Here is a 13,239-nt window from a genome sequence, read left to right as displayed (position 1 = left end):
CCCGCCGCGTTCGCCCGCCACGCCGCGCCCGGTTCGGTCTCCGCCCGGTCGACGGCGGTGTAGGCGGCGGCGTTGACCAGCACGTCGACGCCGGTGAAGTCGTGCGCGGCGACGGCGTCGGCGTCGCCGATGTCCAGCGCCGCACGGTCGAGTGCCACCGCGCCGGGCAGTGCGGCGACCAGCGCCCGCCCGAGCTGCCCGTTCGCCCCCAGCACGCACGCGCGCACGCGCCCACCTCCCGATCGTCGGGGCCGACTCTGACACGCTGGCGGGGCCGGACAGTGAGCGGGGAGGGCACGTGCGCATCGTGGTGACCGGCGGGGCCGGGTTCATCGGGTCCTGTTTCGTCCGGGAGGTGCTCGGCGGGGAGCACCCCGAGCTGGCCGGGGCCGGGGTGACCGTGCTCGACGCGTTCACCTACGCCGGCCGGATCGAGAACCTCGCGCCCGTCGCCGACGACCCGCGGCTGACGGTCGAGCGCGGCGACATCCGTGACCCCCGGCGCGTCACCGAGGTGCTCGACGGCGGTGCCGACCTGCTCGTGCACTTCGCCGCCGAGACCCACGTGGACCGCTCCATCACCGGCGCCGCGGACTTCGTGACGACCAACGTCGTCGGCACCCAGGTCCTGCTGCAGGCCGCGCTGGACGCGGACGTCGGCCGGTTCGTGCACGTCTCCACCGACGAGGTGTACGGCTCGATCGCGTCGGGCTCGTGGCCCGAGACCCACCCGCTGGAGCCGAACTCGCCCTACAGCGCGGCGAAGGCGGGCAGCGACCTGCTGGCGCGCAGCTACCACCGCACCCACGACCTCGACGTGGTGGTCACGCGCTGCTCGAACAACTACGGGCCGTACCAGTTCCCGGAGAAGGTGGTCCCGCTGTTCACCACCCGGCTGCTCGACGGCGGCACCGTCCCGCTCTACGGCGACGGCCTCAACGTCCGTGACTGGCTGCACGTCTCCGACCACTGCCGCGGGATCGTCCTGGCCGCCACGGCGGGCCGGGCCGGGGAGGTCTACAACATCGGCGGCGGCACCGAGCTGACCAACCTGGACCTGACCCGCGCACTGCTCGCCGCCGTCGGCGTGGGGGAGGACCGCATCGAGCGGGTCGCCGACCGCAAGGGGCACGACCGCCGTTACGCCGTGGACTGGTCGAAGATCCGCGACGAGCTCGGCTACGCCCCCCGGGTGCCGTTCGACGAGGGCCTGGCCGCCACCGTGGCCTGGTATCGCGACCACCGGAGCTGGTGGGCGTGAAGGCGACCCCGCTGTCGATCGAGGGCGCCTGGCTGTTCGAGCCGACCACCTTCGCCGACCACCGCGGCTCGTTCACCGCGCCCTTCCAGGGCCCGGCGTTCCGCGACGCGCTCGGGTTCGACCTGACCGTCGCCCAGACCAACCAGTCGGTGTCGGCGCGCGGCGTCGTGCGCGGCGTGCACTACGCCGACGTGCCGCCCGGCCAGGCCAAGTACCTCTACGTGGCCGCCGGCGCCGTCCGCGACGTCGTGGTGGACCTGCGGGTCGGGTCGCCGACGTTCGGGCGGGTCGAGGCCGTCGACCTCGACGCCGCCTCGATGCGGGCGGTCTACCTGTCCGAGGGGCTCGGGCACGCCTTCCAGGCGCTCGCCGACACCACCGTCGTCGGGTACCTGTGCTCGACGTCGTACACCCCGGCGGCCGAGCACGGGATCAGCCCGCTGGACCCGGCCCTCGCGCTGCCCTGGGCCGAGGGGGTCGAGCCGGTGCTGTCCGACAAGGACCGTGCCGCGCCCACCCTGGACGAGGCCCTCGCCGCGGGCGCCCTGCCGGCCTGGGAGAGCTGCCGCGCCCGCCTGGCGGAGCTGCGCGGGTAGCGGCTCAGTTCCCGGCCCACCCGGACCGCACCGCGAAGTAGGCCCGGACGAACGGGTCGCGCGCCGCCCCTTCCGCGACGAGCGCCGCGCGGTGCTGCGCGACCCCGCGCGTCTCCGCGTCGATCTCCGGCGGCAGGACGTCACCGGCGAGGTCGGTGAGCCCCAGCAGCGCGAGCAGCAGGCCGTCGTGCCCGCCCGGCGCCGTCTCGGTGACCAGCAGCGACGCCAGCCGGGTGCGCAGCGCCCGGGCCGGCTCCGGGTCCTGCTCGGTGAGCAGCACCCGGCGGAACAGCCCGAACCGGCGGTACTCCTGCGCGGCGAGGACCCCGTCGGCGACCAGCTGCCCCACGGCGCCGCCCGCCGAGCCCGCCGGGGTCCGCGCGAGGTGTGCCGCGGTGGCGGCCACGGCGTGCGAGCCGGTGTCGGTGCCGTCCCGGGTCACCGCGGCCAGCGCCGCGGCCAGGGCGGGGTGGTCGGGCTCCCCGCCCGACGGCGTCACGGTGTCGCCGCCGTCGGGGCCGTCCCCGCCGTCGAGGTGCAGTGCGCCGGCGTCGACCAGGTCGCGCACCAGCGCGACGGGCAGGACCCGCCCGTCGAACCGGTCACCGATCCGGCCGGTCGAGCGGTCGAGCCCCAGCAGGAGCAGTTCCTCGGCCAGCAGCAGGGTCCGCACGGGCGAGGACGTTAGTGCCGGCGCGACACCTCGGCGTCACCGGGACGCACACTGCCCGACGTCTGCGACAGCCCGTCCGGGGCGGCAGCTAACCTCCGGCCATGTCGGAGAACACCACCCCGCTGAAGCTGTCGGTCATCGGGTGCGGCTACCTCGGAGCCGTGCACGCGGCCTCGATGGCGGAGCTGGGCCACGAGGTCGTCGGTATCGAGGTCGACGTCGCGAAGGCGGAGTCGCTGGCCGCGGGCCGGGTCCCGTTCTTCGAGCCGGGCTTCGAGGAGCTGCTGCGCCGGTCGCTGGACTCGGGGCGGCTGTCGTTCTCCTCGGACATGGCCGACGCCCGGGGCGCCGCGGTGCACTTCGTGTGTGTCGGCACCCCGCAGCGTCGTGGCGAGTACGCCGCGGACCTGACCTACGTCGAGGCGGCGACGGCGTCGCTGATCGAGGTGCTGGGGCCCGGCGAGCTGGTCGTCGGCAAGTCCACGGTGCCGGTGGGCACGGCCGCCCGGCTGGCCGAGCAGGTCGCCGCCCGCGTGCCGGGTGCCGCGCTGGCGTGGAACCCCGAGTTCCTGCGCGAGGGCTACGCGGTGCAGGACACCCTGCACCCGGACCGGCTCGTCTACGGCGTCCCGTCGCTGTCCGGCGCGGACACCGCGGTGGACGCGGAGAAGGTCCTGGACGCCGTCTACGCGCGGATCGTCGCCGACGGCACGCCGAAGGTCGTCACCGACTACGCCACCGCGGAGATGGTCAAGACCGCCGCGAACTCCTTCCTCGCCACCAAGATCTCCTTCATCAACGCGATGGCCGAGCTGTGCGAGGCCACCGGCGCCGACGTGAAGCAGCTCGCCGACGCGATCGGCCACGACGACCGGATCGGCCGCAAGTTCCTCAACGCCGGGCTCGGCTTCGGCGGCGGCTGCCTGCCCAAGGACATCCGGGCGTTCATGGCCCGCGCCGGCGAGCTGGGCGCCGACCAGGCGCTGACGTTCCTGCGCGAGGTCGACAACATCAACATGCGGCGCCGGATCCGGATGGTGGAGCTCGCCCGCCAGGTGTGCGACGACTCCCTGCTCGGCAAGCGGATCGCGGTGCTGGGCGCGGCGTTCAAGCCCGACTCCGACGACATCCGCGACTCCCCGGCGCTGAACGTGGCCGCGCAGCTGCAGCTGCAGGGCGCGAACGTCCGGGTGACCGACCCGCAGGCGCTGCCCAACGTGCGGCGGCACTGGTCGCAGCTGGACTGCGTCGACACCCCGGAGGAGGCCGCCGAGGGCGCCGACGCCGTCCTGCTGCTGACCGAGTGGAAGCAGTACCGCGAGCTCGACCCGGGCTCGTTCGGGAAGGTCGTGAAGACCCGCCGGGTGCTCGACGGCCGCAACGCCCTGGACCGCGAGGCGTGGGAGTCCGCGGGCTGGACCTACCGCGCGCTGGGCAGGCGCAACGTCTGAGCCCGGGCCCACCGCGCGGGCTCCGGGGCCCGCCGTGCGGTAGAACGCAGGCGTGACCTCGCACCCCGTCCTCGCCGGATCGGACCGCGCGGCGTTCGGCTCGCTGCAGCGCGCCTCCACGCCCCGCGCCGAGCGCTACCGCATCGGCAAGGGGCTGCGGAAGGTCGCGCCCCGGTCCGGGCTCGCCGAGTGGTCCGCGCAGCTGCGCCGGGCCGACCCGGTCGACGTCGTCGAGGCGCAGAACGCCGGGCGCGTGCACGAGCTCGTCCCGCTGCGGATCCAGCGGATGACCGCATCCCCGCACGCGTTCCTGCGCGGCGCCGCCGCCCTGCACGCCGCGGACTTCGCGGTGCTGCCCGAGACCGGCGTGCACCCCGTCATCTGCGGCGACGCCCATCTGGGCAACTTCGGCTTCTACGCCTCGCCCGAGCGCGACCTGGTCTTCGACCTCAACGACTTCGACGAGGCCCACCCCGGCGCCTGGGAGTGGGACCTGCGACGTCTGGTGTCCTCCACCTGGGTCGCCGGCCGGGACTCCGGCGCGACCGAGGAGCAGTGCGGCGAGGCCGCCACCCGCTGCGTGACCTCCTACGCCGAGCACCTGCGCCACCTCGCCGACGAGCCGCTGCTCGCCCGCTCGTTCGACATCATGGACATCGACACCCTGCGCTCGGACGCCGACCACAAGACCTCGCGCCGGGTCATCGACAAGGCCGCCGAACGGGCGCGCCGGCGCACCAGCGACCGTGCGCTGCCCCGGTTCGTGACCGAGGAGGGCGGTGCGCGGCGGATCGTCACCGAGCCACCGCTGATCACCCACCCCGACGGCGAGCACACCGCGCGCATCCTGGCCGCCCTCGACGGGTACCTCGCGACGCTGCCGCCGCACTGGAGCCGGATCCTCGGCGGCTACCACGCCGTCGACGTCGCCCACAAGGTCGTCGGGGTCGGCTCGGTCGGGCTGCGCGCCTACCTCGTGCTCTGCGAGGGCTCCAGCCCCGACGACGTGCTGTTCCTGCAGCTCAAGCAGGCACGCCGGTCGGTCGTCGCGCCGTGGGTGCACGGCGGCGAGGCCTGGCACGCCCACCAGGGCCAGCGGGTCGTGGAGTACCAACAGGCCCTGCAGACCGTCTCCGACCCGCTCCTGGGCTGGACGACGATCAACGGCCGCCAGTACTACGTCCGCCAGTTCCGTGACATGAAGGGCGCGATCGTCCCCGACACCCTCGACGCCCCCGCGCTGGCCGACTACGCCGACGTCTGCGGCAGGCTGCTCGCCAAGGGGCACGCTCGCACCTCGGGGGCGTCGATGATCGCCGGCTACCTGGGGAAGGGCGGCAAGGTGGCCGCGGCGCTCGCGACGTTCGCCAGGGCCTACGCCGACCAGACCGAAGCCGATCATGACGCGCTGGTCCGCGCGGTGCGGTCCGGGCGGCTGTCGGATCGGACACCTGAGCAGGTGCCGGGCACGGCGATCGGCTAGGTTCTGGCCCCGTGACCGTCGTCGAAACCCTGCTGGTCTTCGTGGTCGCGCCGGCTGTCCTGTACTTCGCGATCTGGGGCTGGATCGCGGTGCGGAACCGGAGCAACCGCCCCCGCTACAACGCGGGTGACCCCTGGCCGTACGAGCCGCTGTTCTGGATCGCCGAGCCGTCCGCCGCGGGGCACCACGCCGCGCATGCCGGACACGGCGACACCGCCCCGTCTGAGGGCGGCGACACCCGAGGAGGTACCGGTGGCAAGTGGTGACCTCGCCGTCTTCACCGGCAACGAGGAGGACCTGCCCGAGGGGTCGGTCGTCACGAACTCCGGTCGCCTGTCGGTGGCCGAGAACTTCGTCGAGCCGTCCGCGGCCGCGCACCCGTTCACCCCGGTGCAGCTGACCCGCCTGGACGAGGCCCTGTACCTGGCCAGCCGCGAGACCGGCCTGCGGTTCGCGCTGTACCTGGGCGACCTGGGTGCCGACGCGCGGGCCACCGCGGTCGACCTGCACGGGCGCGTCGACGACCACGAGGACGCGGTGCTCGTCGCCGTGAGCCCCGAGCAGCGCCTGCTGGAGATCGTGACCGGCGCCGAGGCGAAGGTCCGCCTCCCCGACCGCGGCGCCAAGCTCGCTCTCATGAGCATGGTCGCGTCCTTCAAGGAGGGCGATCTGTTCGGTGGAATCCTGTCCGGACTGAGGATGCTGGCGGACCAGGCCGGCAGTCGCCCCTGAGCTGGGGTTTCCCATCGGTGGACACCACGGGCGGACACCCCGTCGCGTCCGTGGACAGTGCGGTGCCCGCGTGTCCGTCACTCGCGGGCCACCACGATCGGCGCACCGGCTCTAAGGTGTCCCCCATGGTGCCCAGCGGGAGGACCGAGCGGTGAGCGGCCCCACCGGCAGCCCGATCCTGATCGTCGACGACCACGAGCTGGTCGGGTCCGCTCTCGCCCTCAACCTGCGCGCCGAGGGCGAGGACGCGACCTTCCAGCCGGTCCGCTCCGCCGCCGCGGTGCTGGAGCACGCCCGGCGCGTCACGCCCGGGCTCATCGTGCTCGACCTCGACCTGGGGCGTGACCCGGAGGGCAACCGCATCGACGGGGTCCGGCTCGTCGGCCCCCTCTGCGAGGCGGGCTGGCGGGTGGTGGTGCTGTCCGGCAGCTCCGACGCAGGCCGGGTCGGCGCCGCCCTGGACGCGGGCGGGTTCGTGTTCGTCCCCAAGAACGCGCCGTTCCCGGCGCTGCTCAGCGCCATCCGCGAGGCCCACGCCGGGCGCTCGATCATGCCGCCGGGCCGCCGCGAGCAGTTCATCCGGCTGCACCGCGACCGGGAGCACGAGCGTCGCGACCTGCACGAGAAGCTGGGCAGGCTCACCCAGCGCGAGCGCGAGGTCCTCGCCCTCCTAGCGGGTGGCAAGCGTGCGCAGTCGGTGGCCGACCATTTCGTCGTCTCGCTGGCGACGGTCCGGACGCAGATCCGCGCGGTGCTGACCAAGCTGGAGGTCGGCTCCCAGCTGGAGGCCGTCGCGCTCTACCGCAAGGCCGCCGGGATCTGACCCGTTCGGCCCACAACGCCGCCACCGAACGTCATCGAGAATGACGAGTCCTATCATCGCAATCTCATCAGTCCGGCGACATCTTCGGAGCGGAGGGGACGTGGCGTCCGGTTTCCTCGGCGCGCTCCTGGGCCCGCAGCGGCGGGCCCGGTTCCTGGCCGGACACCTGACCGATGTGCTCGTCGTCGCGGTCCTGGCCGTCCTCGTGGTGGCGGTGAGCCGCCCCGCGGTGGTCGACGGACGGATCGACCTGTCCGACGCGACAGCGGTGCTCACCCTCGTGGCGGCCGCGGTCGGCTCGGCGGCGGCGATCGTCGCGCTGGTGACGGGGCGGCTGTCCGGAGACCCCCGTCCGTCGTGGTTCGGGGCCGCCCTCCTGCTCTACGGCGTCGTGCTCCTCCCGCTGTCCGCACTGGTCCTGCCGCAGTACCCGGCGGGCACCCCGCGGCTGGCCGTGCTGACCATGTTCGTGATCAGCCTGTGCATCCTGGTCGCCGCGCTGCGGCCGCCACCGGCCCTCGGGGCCTGGGGCGGCTGGGCGCTGGCCGCGGTCGCCCTCGTCATCGGCGGGGTCGTCGCATCGCAGGCGGAGAGCCCGTTCACCCGGATGGTGGCGACCTCGCCCCTCTACTCGATCGTGGTGCAGAGCGGCTGGGCGCTGGTCGCGGTGCTGTTCCTGCTCGACGGCTACCGGCGTCCGAGCCGGATCCGGGCCCGGATGGGGCTCGGCCTGCTGATCGTCGCGGTGTCGCAGCTGTACCGGGCGATCGTGCCCGGCCGGGAACCGACGGACGGCCTGGTCTACCCGTCGCTGCGGGTGCTCGGGATGGGCGTGGTGCTCACCGCGCTGCTGACCATGGCGTTGCGTGCGGTGACCCAGATACAGGACGACTACGACCAGCTCCAGGAGACCCTCGGCGAGGCGTCGGCGCTGCTCGAACGGGCCACCGGCCAGACCGCCGAGCGCGACCACGAGCTGCGCAACGGCCTGGCGGGCCTGGCCGGCGCCGCGCAGCTGCTGACGACCCGCCCCGGTGACGACCCGCAGGTCGCCCGGATGCGGGAGGCGGTGCTCGCCGAGCTGAACCGGCTCCGCCAGATGCTGCAGACCCCGGTCACCGTCGAGGACTCGGTGGCCGGCCCGATGGTCGACGGGCGCGACGCCGCCCTGCTCGACTACGGCCCGGCCTACGCCCCGGTCACCCCGTCGCCGGGTGCGGGCCCCGGCGGCGAGCACGACGTCGGGGAGGCCCTGCGCACCCTGGTGGACCTGCGCGACGGCCGCTGCATCACCCTCGACACCCAGGACGACCTGCCCCCCGTCGCCGCGCCCGAGTCGCTCACCCGCCAGGTCGTGACGAACCTGCTGGCCAACTGCGACCGGCACGCGCCCCGGACCCCGGTGGTGGTGCGGGCCCGCCTCGCCGACGAGCCGGGTCTGGTCGCCGTCGAGGTCCGCGACCACGGCCCCGGCCTGCCCGACGGGCAGGAGCAGCTCGAGATCGTCCGCGGGCGGCACGACGAGGCCGCCGGCGGCTCCGGGCTCGGGCTGCACATCAGCGCCCAGCTCGCTCGGGAGCACGGCGGCACCCTGGTGCTCCGTACGGTGGACGCGCCCCGTGGCTGTCTTGCCGTGCTCACACTTCCGGTGGCCCGCTGATCGGGTGGCGAGGTATCCACGACCTGCCGTTCCGTCCACGGCAGGTCTTTTCGTCGCCGCGAGCCATTCCCAGGCGTCCCACCCGATCTCATACTGGTGACGCAACGGCACGGTGCGATGACGCGATGGTCGTCCGCGCTGCCGTTCGCCGGCACGAAGGAGGTCACCATGGCGCACGAGAACGACGGCACCGACCGCAGGACCCCCGCCACCCCCACGGCCGCGGTCCTGACACCGCCGACGGGCCTGGAGCCCGTCCCGGCGCTGCCCCGGCCGCGCACACCGTCCGAGCCGAAGACCCCGGCCGGTCCGCCCGCGCCCGTCGTCCCGCAGGTGGGACTGTGCACCTGCGGTCACCCGGAGGACCTGCACGACCACTACCGACCGGGCACCGACTGCGGCAGCTGCGGACCGCGTGTCTGCGCCGGCTTCCGCCCGGCCGACGAACCGGCGTCGACGAACCCGCTGCGGCGGTGGCTGCGCCGCCGCTGACCACACCCCGACACACGAACGGCGCCCCGGGAGCACGGACTCCCGGGGCGCCGTCGTGCGTGGGTCAGGGCTGCTGGACCGCGGTGGTCCGCTCCGGGGCAGGGGTGGCCTGACCGTCGAACTCACGGGCGGCCAGCGCGCGCACGATCCCGGCGCGCCCCTCGGACACGAGCCGGCGCAGCGACGCCGGCTTGGACTCGTCGGCGAGCCAGGCGTCCGCCGCCGCGACGGTCGGCTCCGCGACCGCCCAGGACGGGAACAGCCCGACGACGACGTTCTGCGCCAGCTCCGAGGTCCGGCGCGCCCACACGCCGTCGATCTCGTCGAAGTAGCGCTGGACGTAGCCGTCGAGCAGCCCGGGGCTCACCGCCGCCAGTGCGGGGTGGGAGAACCCGGAGATCGCCGACTCGTTGATCGCGTTCGGCAGGGAGTCGTCGTGCACGGCACGCTGCCACGCCCGCTCCTTGGCCTCCGCGGTCGGGATCAGCGCGCGGGCCCGCTCGGCCTGCCGCGCCCCGGTGGAGGTGGCGTCACGATCGGCCTCCTCGGCGATCTCGGTCTCCCCGGCCTTCCCGTGCGCGACGAGCGCGTGCAGCAGCCGCCAGCGCAGGTCGGCGTCGACGGTCAGCCCGTTCGGGACGTCGACGTCGAGCAGCCAGCCCTTCATCCGGTCCAGGGTGTTCTCCGGCAGCACCGAGGCGGTCAGCGCGTTGACCACGGCCAGCTGGACGTCCGATCCGGGCGGGGCGGTGTCCAGGCGGAACCGCAGCGCGTCGGTCAGCAGCGGCCAGCCGCGGCCCTGCGCCCACTCCGGGGTGCAGTACGACGCCGTCGCGGTCTGGGCCTGCAGCAGCAGCCGCGCCGCGACGCCGATCTCGGACTCGGTGTCGAACCCGCCGGCGACCAGGGTGACGAAGTCACGGGCCTTCAGCTCGGCCTCACGGGTCATCTCCCACGCCGAGGACCAGCACAGCGTGCGCGGCAGCGACTCGGCGATGTCGCCGATCCGGTCCACCAGGGTCGCGAGCGAGCCCGGATCCAGGCGCAGCGCGCAGTAGGTGAGGTCGTCGTCGTTGACCAGGACGAGCTTGCCGCGGGACAGCCCGACCAGCTCCGGGACGGCCGTGCGCTCGCCGGAGATGTCGAGCTCGACGCGGTGGGTGCGGACGAGCTTGCCGGTCTCCGGGTCGTCGTCGTAGACGCCGACGGCGATCCGGTGCGTGCGCAGCTCACCGGCACCCGGCCGGGCGCCGCCCTGCACGACGTCGAACGACGTGAACGTCCCGGCCTCGTCGACCTGGAACGACGGGCGCAGCAGGTTCAGGCCGGTGGTGCGCAGCCACTGCGCGCCCCAGTCCGACAGGTCCCGGCCGGACGCCTTCTCCAGCGAGCCCAGCAGGTCGTCGAAGGTGGCGTTGCCCCAGGCGTGGGCGGCGAAGTAGTCGCGCAGCCCGGCCAGGAACGGCTCCAGACCGACGTAGGCGACGAGCTGCTTGAGGACCGACGCGCCCTTGGCGTAGGTGATGCCGTCGAAGTTGACCTCGACGGCCTGCAGGTCCGGGATGTCCGCGGCGATCGGGTGCGTCGAGGGCAGCTGGTCCTGCCGGTAGGCCCAGGACTTCTCGAGGTTCGCGAACGTCGTCCAGGCGCCCGTGTACTCGGTCGCCTCGGCCTGGCACAGCACCGACGCCCAGGTCGCGAACGACTCGTTGAGCCACAGGTCGTCCCACCAGCGCATGGTCACGAGGTCGCCGAACCACATGTGCGCCATCTCGTGCAGGATCGTCTCGGCGCGCCGTTCGTAGAGCGTGCGGGTCACCCGCGACCGGAAGACGTAGTCCTCCAGGAACGTGATCGCGCCGGCGTTCTCCATCGCACCCGCGTTGAACTCGGGCACGAACAGCTGGTCGTACTTGCCGAACGGGTAGGTCACGCGGAAGTTGCGGTGGTAGAAGTCGAAGCCCTGCCGGGTCTCGGTGAAGATCCGCTCGTGGTCCATGTGCGGGGCCAGCGAGGCGCGGCAGAAGATTCCCAGCGGGATCTCGGCGTGCTCGTCGCGGTAGGTGTCGTGCCAGCTCGCGTACGGCCCGGCGATCAGCGCGACCAGGTAGGTGGAGAGGATCTCGGTCCGCTCGAAGCGGTGCACCCCGCCCTCGACCGTCGCCGGGGCGTTGGAGATGACCTTCCAGTCCTCCGGCGCGGTCACGGTGAGGGTGTAGCGGGCCTTCAGGTCGGGCTGGTCGAAGCAGGGGAACAGCCGCTTGCAGTCGGCCGTCTCGAACTGCGAGTACAGGTAGACGGCCTGGTCGACGGGGTCGACGAAGCGGTGCAGGCCCTCACCGGTGTTGGTGTAGAGACCGGTCGCGACGATCGTCAGCTCGTTGTCGGCGGCGAGACCGGGCAGCGCGAGGCCGTCCTCCTCGGTCCACGCGGCGGCATCGAGCTCGGTGCCGTTCAGCGTCGCCGAGGTGATGCCGTCGCCGACCCACTCGATCCACGTGCTCCCACCGGGCTCGGCGGCGGTGAAGCGCACCGTGGTCGTCACCGCGAACGTCCGCTCGGAGGGGGCTCCGGCGCCGTCGGTCAGGTCGATCGTGACGTCGTAGGTGGAGACGTCGAGCAGCGCCGCGCGCTCCTCGGCCTGGGCACGGGTGAGGTTGGGCGGGGTCACGTCGTTCGGGGTCCTCTCGGGGGAGTGGTGTCGTCGGCATCCAATCACGGTGCCCGGGGCGCGGCCCGTGGAATCCGCGGCCGGTGCCCGGTGTTGCGCCGGGTATGACGACTCCTGCTGCCGACGGCCGTGCCCGCATCGACATCTGGTTCGACCCGCTGTGCCCCTGGGCGTGGCTGACCTCCCGCTGGGTGCTGGAGGTGGAGAAGGTCCGCGACGTCGACGTCACCTGGCACGTCATGAGCCTGTCCGTACTGAACGAGGGCCGTGAGCTGCCCGAGCAGTACGTCGAGCTCATGTCGAAGGGCTGGGGCCCGGTGCGCGTGTGCATCGCCGCCGCCGAGCTGAAGGGCCCGGAGATCCTGGCGCCGCTCTACACCGCGCTCGGCGAGCGCATCCACAACCAGGGCAACAAGGACTTCGACGACGTCATCGCGGGCGCGCTGAAGGAGCTCGGCCTGCCGGAGTCGCTGGCCGAGGCCGCGCACTCCACCGAGTACGACGAGAAGCTGCGCGCCAGCCACCACGAGGGCATGGACCCGGTGGGTCTGGACGTCGGTACCCCGACCATCCACGTCGACGGCGTGGCGTTCTTCGGGCCGGTCATCTCCCGGGTCCCGAAGGGCGAGGACGCCGGCCGCCTGTTCGACGGCGCCCGGCTGCTGGCCGAGAACCCGCACTTCTTCGAGCTCAAGCGCACCCGCACCGAGGACCCGTCCTTCGACTACTGAGCCGGTGACGGCGTGATCGCCGCGATCGAGGGGTCCGGTGCCGGATGGGGCACCGGACCCCTCACCCGTGACGATCACCCGGCGGTGCCGCTCGCGATCGCGAACGGGATCGCCCGTTCGGCCGTGGCGGGCGCCGCGGGGGCGCACAGTGCCCGGCCGTGGACACCTGGTTCTCGCGGCGGACGACGTCGGTGCTCGGAGCGGTGGCGCTGGTCGCCGGGACGCTCGTGGGCGGGCAGCTCGCGGTCGGCGCAGTGCTGGACCGGGGCGCGCTCGCCGACGCGGTGCCCCGGACGTCGCTGAGCCCGTACTCCGACGGCGCGTTCACCGTGCGGGCCGCGGCGGTGGACAGCCGGGTCGACATCGCCGGGGCCGAGGACGGGTCCTACGTGCTCGGCCACACCCCGGCGGGCAGCGACGTGGTCCTCGACCTCGACCTGCTCTCCGGCGACACCGCGCGCCCGTGGTGGGTCCAGCCCGCGACCGGGACGACGCTGGAGCTGGCCCGGCTCGCGAGCTCGGGGATCGCCCGGTTCCCGGCCCCGCAGGGCCCGGACGGGAGCCGCGACTGGGTCCTGGTCGTCGACGACGTCGCCGCCGGGTACGGCGCGCCCGACGCCGACGCCGTCGCACGGGCGGTGGGGGAGCGGGTGCGGTCCGCGGCGG

Annotated in this window: 14 protein-coding genes; 11 read left to right on the top strand and 3 right to left on the bottom strand. The window is 73.7% G+C overall.

All coding sequences use genetic code 11. The features are described 5' to 3' along the window. On the bottom strand, positions 1-227 hold a 227-nt coding region (locus GTW08_RS14035; RefSeq protein WP_161152022.1), incomplete at its 3' end, for a sugar nucleotide-binding protein. A gap of 71 nt (positions 228-298) precedes the next feature. On the opposite strand from GTW08_RS14035, the gene rfbB reads away from it, so the two are divergent. Both rfbB and rfbC read left to right on the top strand, forming a co-directional pair. Then, positions 299-1,261 carry a dTDP-glucose 4,6-dehydratase gene (gene rfbB, locus GTW08_RS14030; RefSeq protein ID WP_161152021.1) on the top strand — a complete coding sequence of 321 codons (963 nt, stop codon included), beginning with the start codon at positions 299-301 and terminating at the stop codon, positions 1,259-1,261. Next, entirely contained in the window at positions 1,258-1,857 is a 600-nt protein-coding gene (rfbC, locus tag GTW08_RS14025; RefSeq protein ID WP_161152020.1) for a dTDP-4-dehydrorhamnose 3,5-epimerase family protein, read from the top strand. Before rfbB ends, rfbC begins: the two co-directional genes overlap by 4 nt. 4 nt (positions 1,858-1,861) lie before the next feature. Here rfbC and GTW08_RS14020 read toward each other — a convergent pair whose 3' ends face one another. After that, positions 1,862-2,530, bottom strand: a complete 669-nt coding sequence (locus tag GTW08_RS14020; protein WP_073575552.1) for a GPP34 family phosphoprotein — start codon at positions 2,528-2,530, stop codon at positions 1,862-1,864. A 101-nt stretch (positions 2,531-2,631) separates the two neighbouring features. On the opposite strand from GTW08_RS14020, the gene GTW08_RS14015 reads away from it, so the two are divergent. From GTW08_RS14015 to GTW08_RS13985, 7 genes are all read left to right on the top strand, one after another. Further along, positions 2,632-3,981 (top strand): UDP-glucose dehydrogenase family protein, encoded by a 1,350-nt coding sequence (locus tag GTW08_RS14015; RefSeq protein ID WP_202417155.1) that lies wholly within the window; start codon positions 2,632-2,634, stop codon positions 3,979-3,981. A gap of 52 nt (positions 3,982-4,033) precedes the next feature. After that, positions 4,034-5,464 carry a DUF2252 domain-containing protein gene (locus GTW08_RS14010; protein ID WP_073575553.1) on the top strand — a complete coding sequence of 477 codons (1,431 nt, stop codon included), beginning with the start codon at positions 4,034-4,036 and terminating at the stop codon, positions 5,462-5,464. Between the two features lie 11 nt (positions 5,465-5,475). After that, positions 5,476-5,730, top strand: coding sequence for a hypothetical protein (locus GTW08_RS14005; RefSeq protein ID WP_062397046.1), 255 nt, complete (start codon positions 5,476-5,478; stop codon positions 5,728-5,730). Continuing rightward, positions 5,717-6,196 carry a DUF5130 family protein gene (locus GTW08_RS14000; protein ID WP_073575554.1) on the top strand — a complete coding sequence of 160 codons (480 nt, stop codon included), beginning with the start codon at positions 5,717-5,719 and terminating at the stop codon, positions 6,194-6,196. The genes GTW08_RS14005 and GTW08_RS14000 overlap by 14 nt, the downstream gene beginning before the upstream one ends. Before the next feature lie 151 nt (positions 6,197-6,347). Next, positions 6,348-7,019, top strand: coding sequence for a response regulator transcription factor (locus tag GTW08_RS13995; protein ID WP_100878505.1), 672 nt, complete (start codon positions 6,348-6,350; stop codon positions 7,017-7,019). Positions 7,020-7,119: 100 nt separating this feature from the next. Then, the gene (locus GTW08_RS32995) at positions 7,120-8,679 is read left to right on the top strand and encodes an ATP-binding protein (RefSeq protein WP_161152019.1); all 1,560 of its coding nucleotides are present in this window, start codon (positions 7,120-7,122) and stop codon (positions 8,677-8,679) included. 117 nt (positions 8,680-8,796) lie between these two features. Then, positions 8,797-9,171 carry a hypothetical protein gene (locus GTW08_RS13985; protein WP_161152018.1) on the top strand — a complete coding sequence of 125 codons (375 nt, stop codon included), beginning with the start codon at positions 8,797-8,799 and terminating at the stop codon, positions 9,169-9,171. A 64-nt stretch (positions 9,172-9,235) separates the two neighbouring features. Here the strand turns inward: GTW08_RS13985 and pepN are convergent, their stop codons facing one another. After that, positions 9,236-11,842: an aminopeptidase N gene (gene pepN, locus GTW08_RS13980; RefSeq protein ID WP_161152017.1), complete on the bottom strand. Its 2,607-nt coding sequence runs from the start codon at positions 11,840-11,842 to the stop codon at positions 9,236-9,238. Between the two features lie 104 nt (positions 11,843-11,946). Between pepN and GTW08_RS13975 the strand changes: the two genes are divergently transcribed. Together GTW08_RS13975 and GTW08_RS13970 are read left to right on the top strand one after the other, a co-directional pair. Next, positions 11,947-12,573, top strand: coding sequence for a DsbA family protein (locus GTW08_RS13975; protein ID WP_073575559.1), 627 nt, complete (start codon positions 11,947-11,949; stop codon positions 12,571-12,573). A 158-nt stretch (positions 12,574-12,731) separates the two neighbouring features. Then, positions 12,732-13,239: putative collagen-binding domain-containing protein (locus tag GTW08_RS13970; RefSeq protein WP_202417153.1), on the top strand; the 508-nt coding region annotated here is incomplete at its 3' end.

The organism is Pseudonocardia sp. SID8383 (genome assembly GCF_009864975.1).
GTDB classification, from domain to species: domain Bacteria; phylum Actinomycetota; class Actinomycetes; order Mycobacteriales; family Pseudonocardiaceae; genus Pseudonocardia; species Pseudonocardia alni.
The sequence above is the reverse complement of the archived record's forward strand: the minus strand, read 5'-3'. Positions and strand labels throughout refer to the sequence as shown.

What these genes read in the sequence shown, in the direction of transcription:
- GTW08_RS14015 (WP_202417155.1), top strand. Translation starts at nt 2,632, where the DNA reads ATGTCGGAGAACACCACCCCGCTGAAGCTGTCGGTCATCGGGTGCGGC.
- GTW08_RS13985 (WP_161152018.1), top strand. Translation starts at nt 8,797, where the DNA reads ATGACGCGATGGTCGTCCGCGCTGCCGTTCGCCGGCACGAAGGAGGTC.
- GTW08_RS13975 (WP_073575559.1), top strand. Translation starts at nt 11,947, where the DNA reads ATGACGACTCCTGCTGCCGACGGCCGTGCCCGCATCGACATCTGGTTC.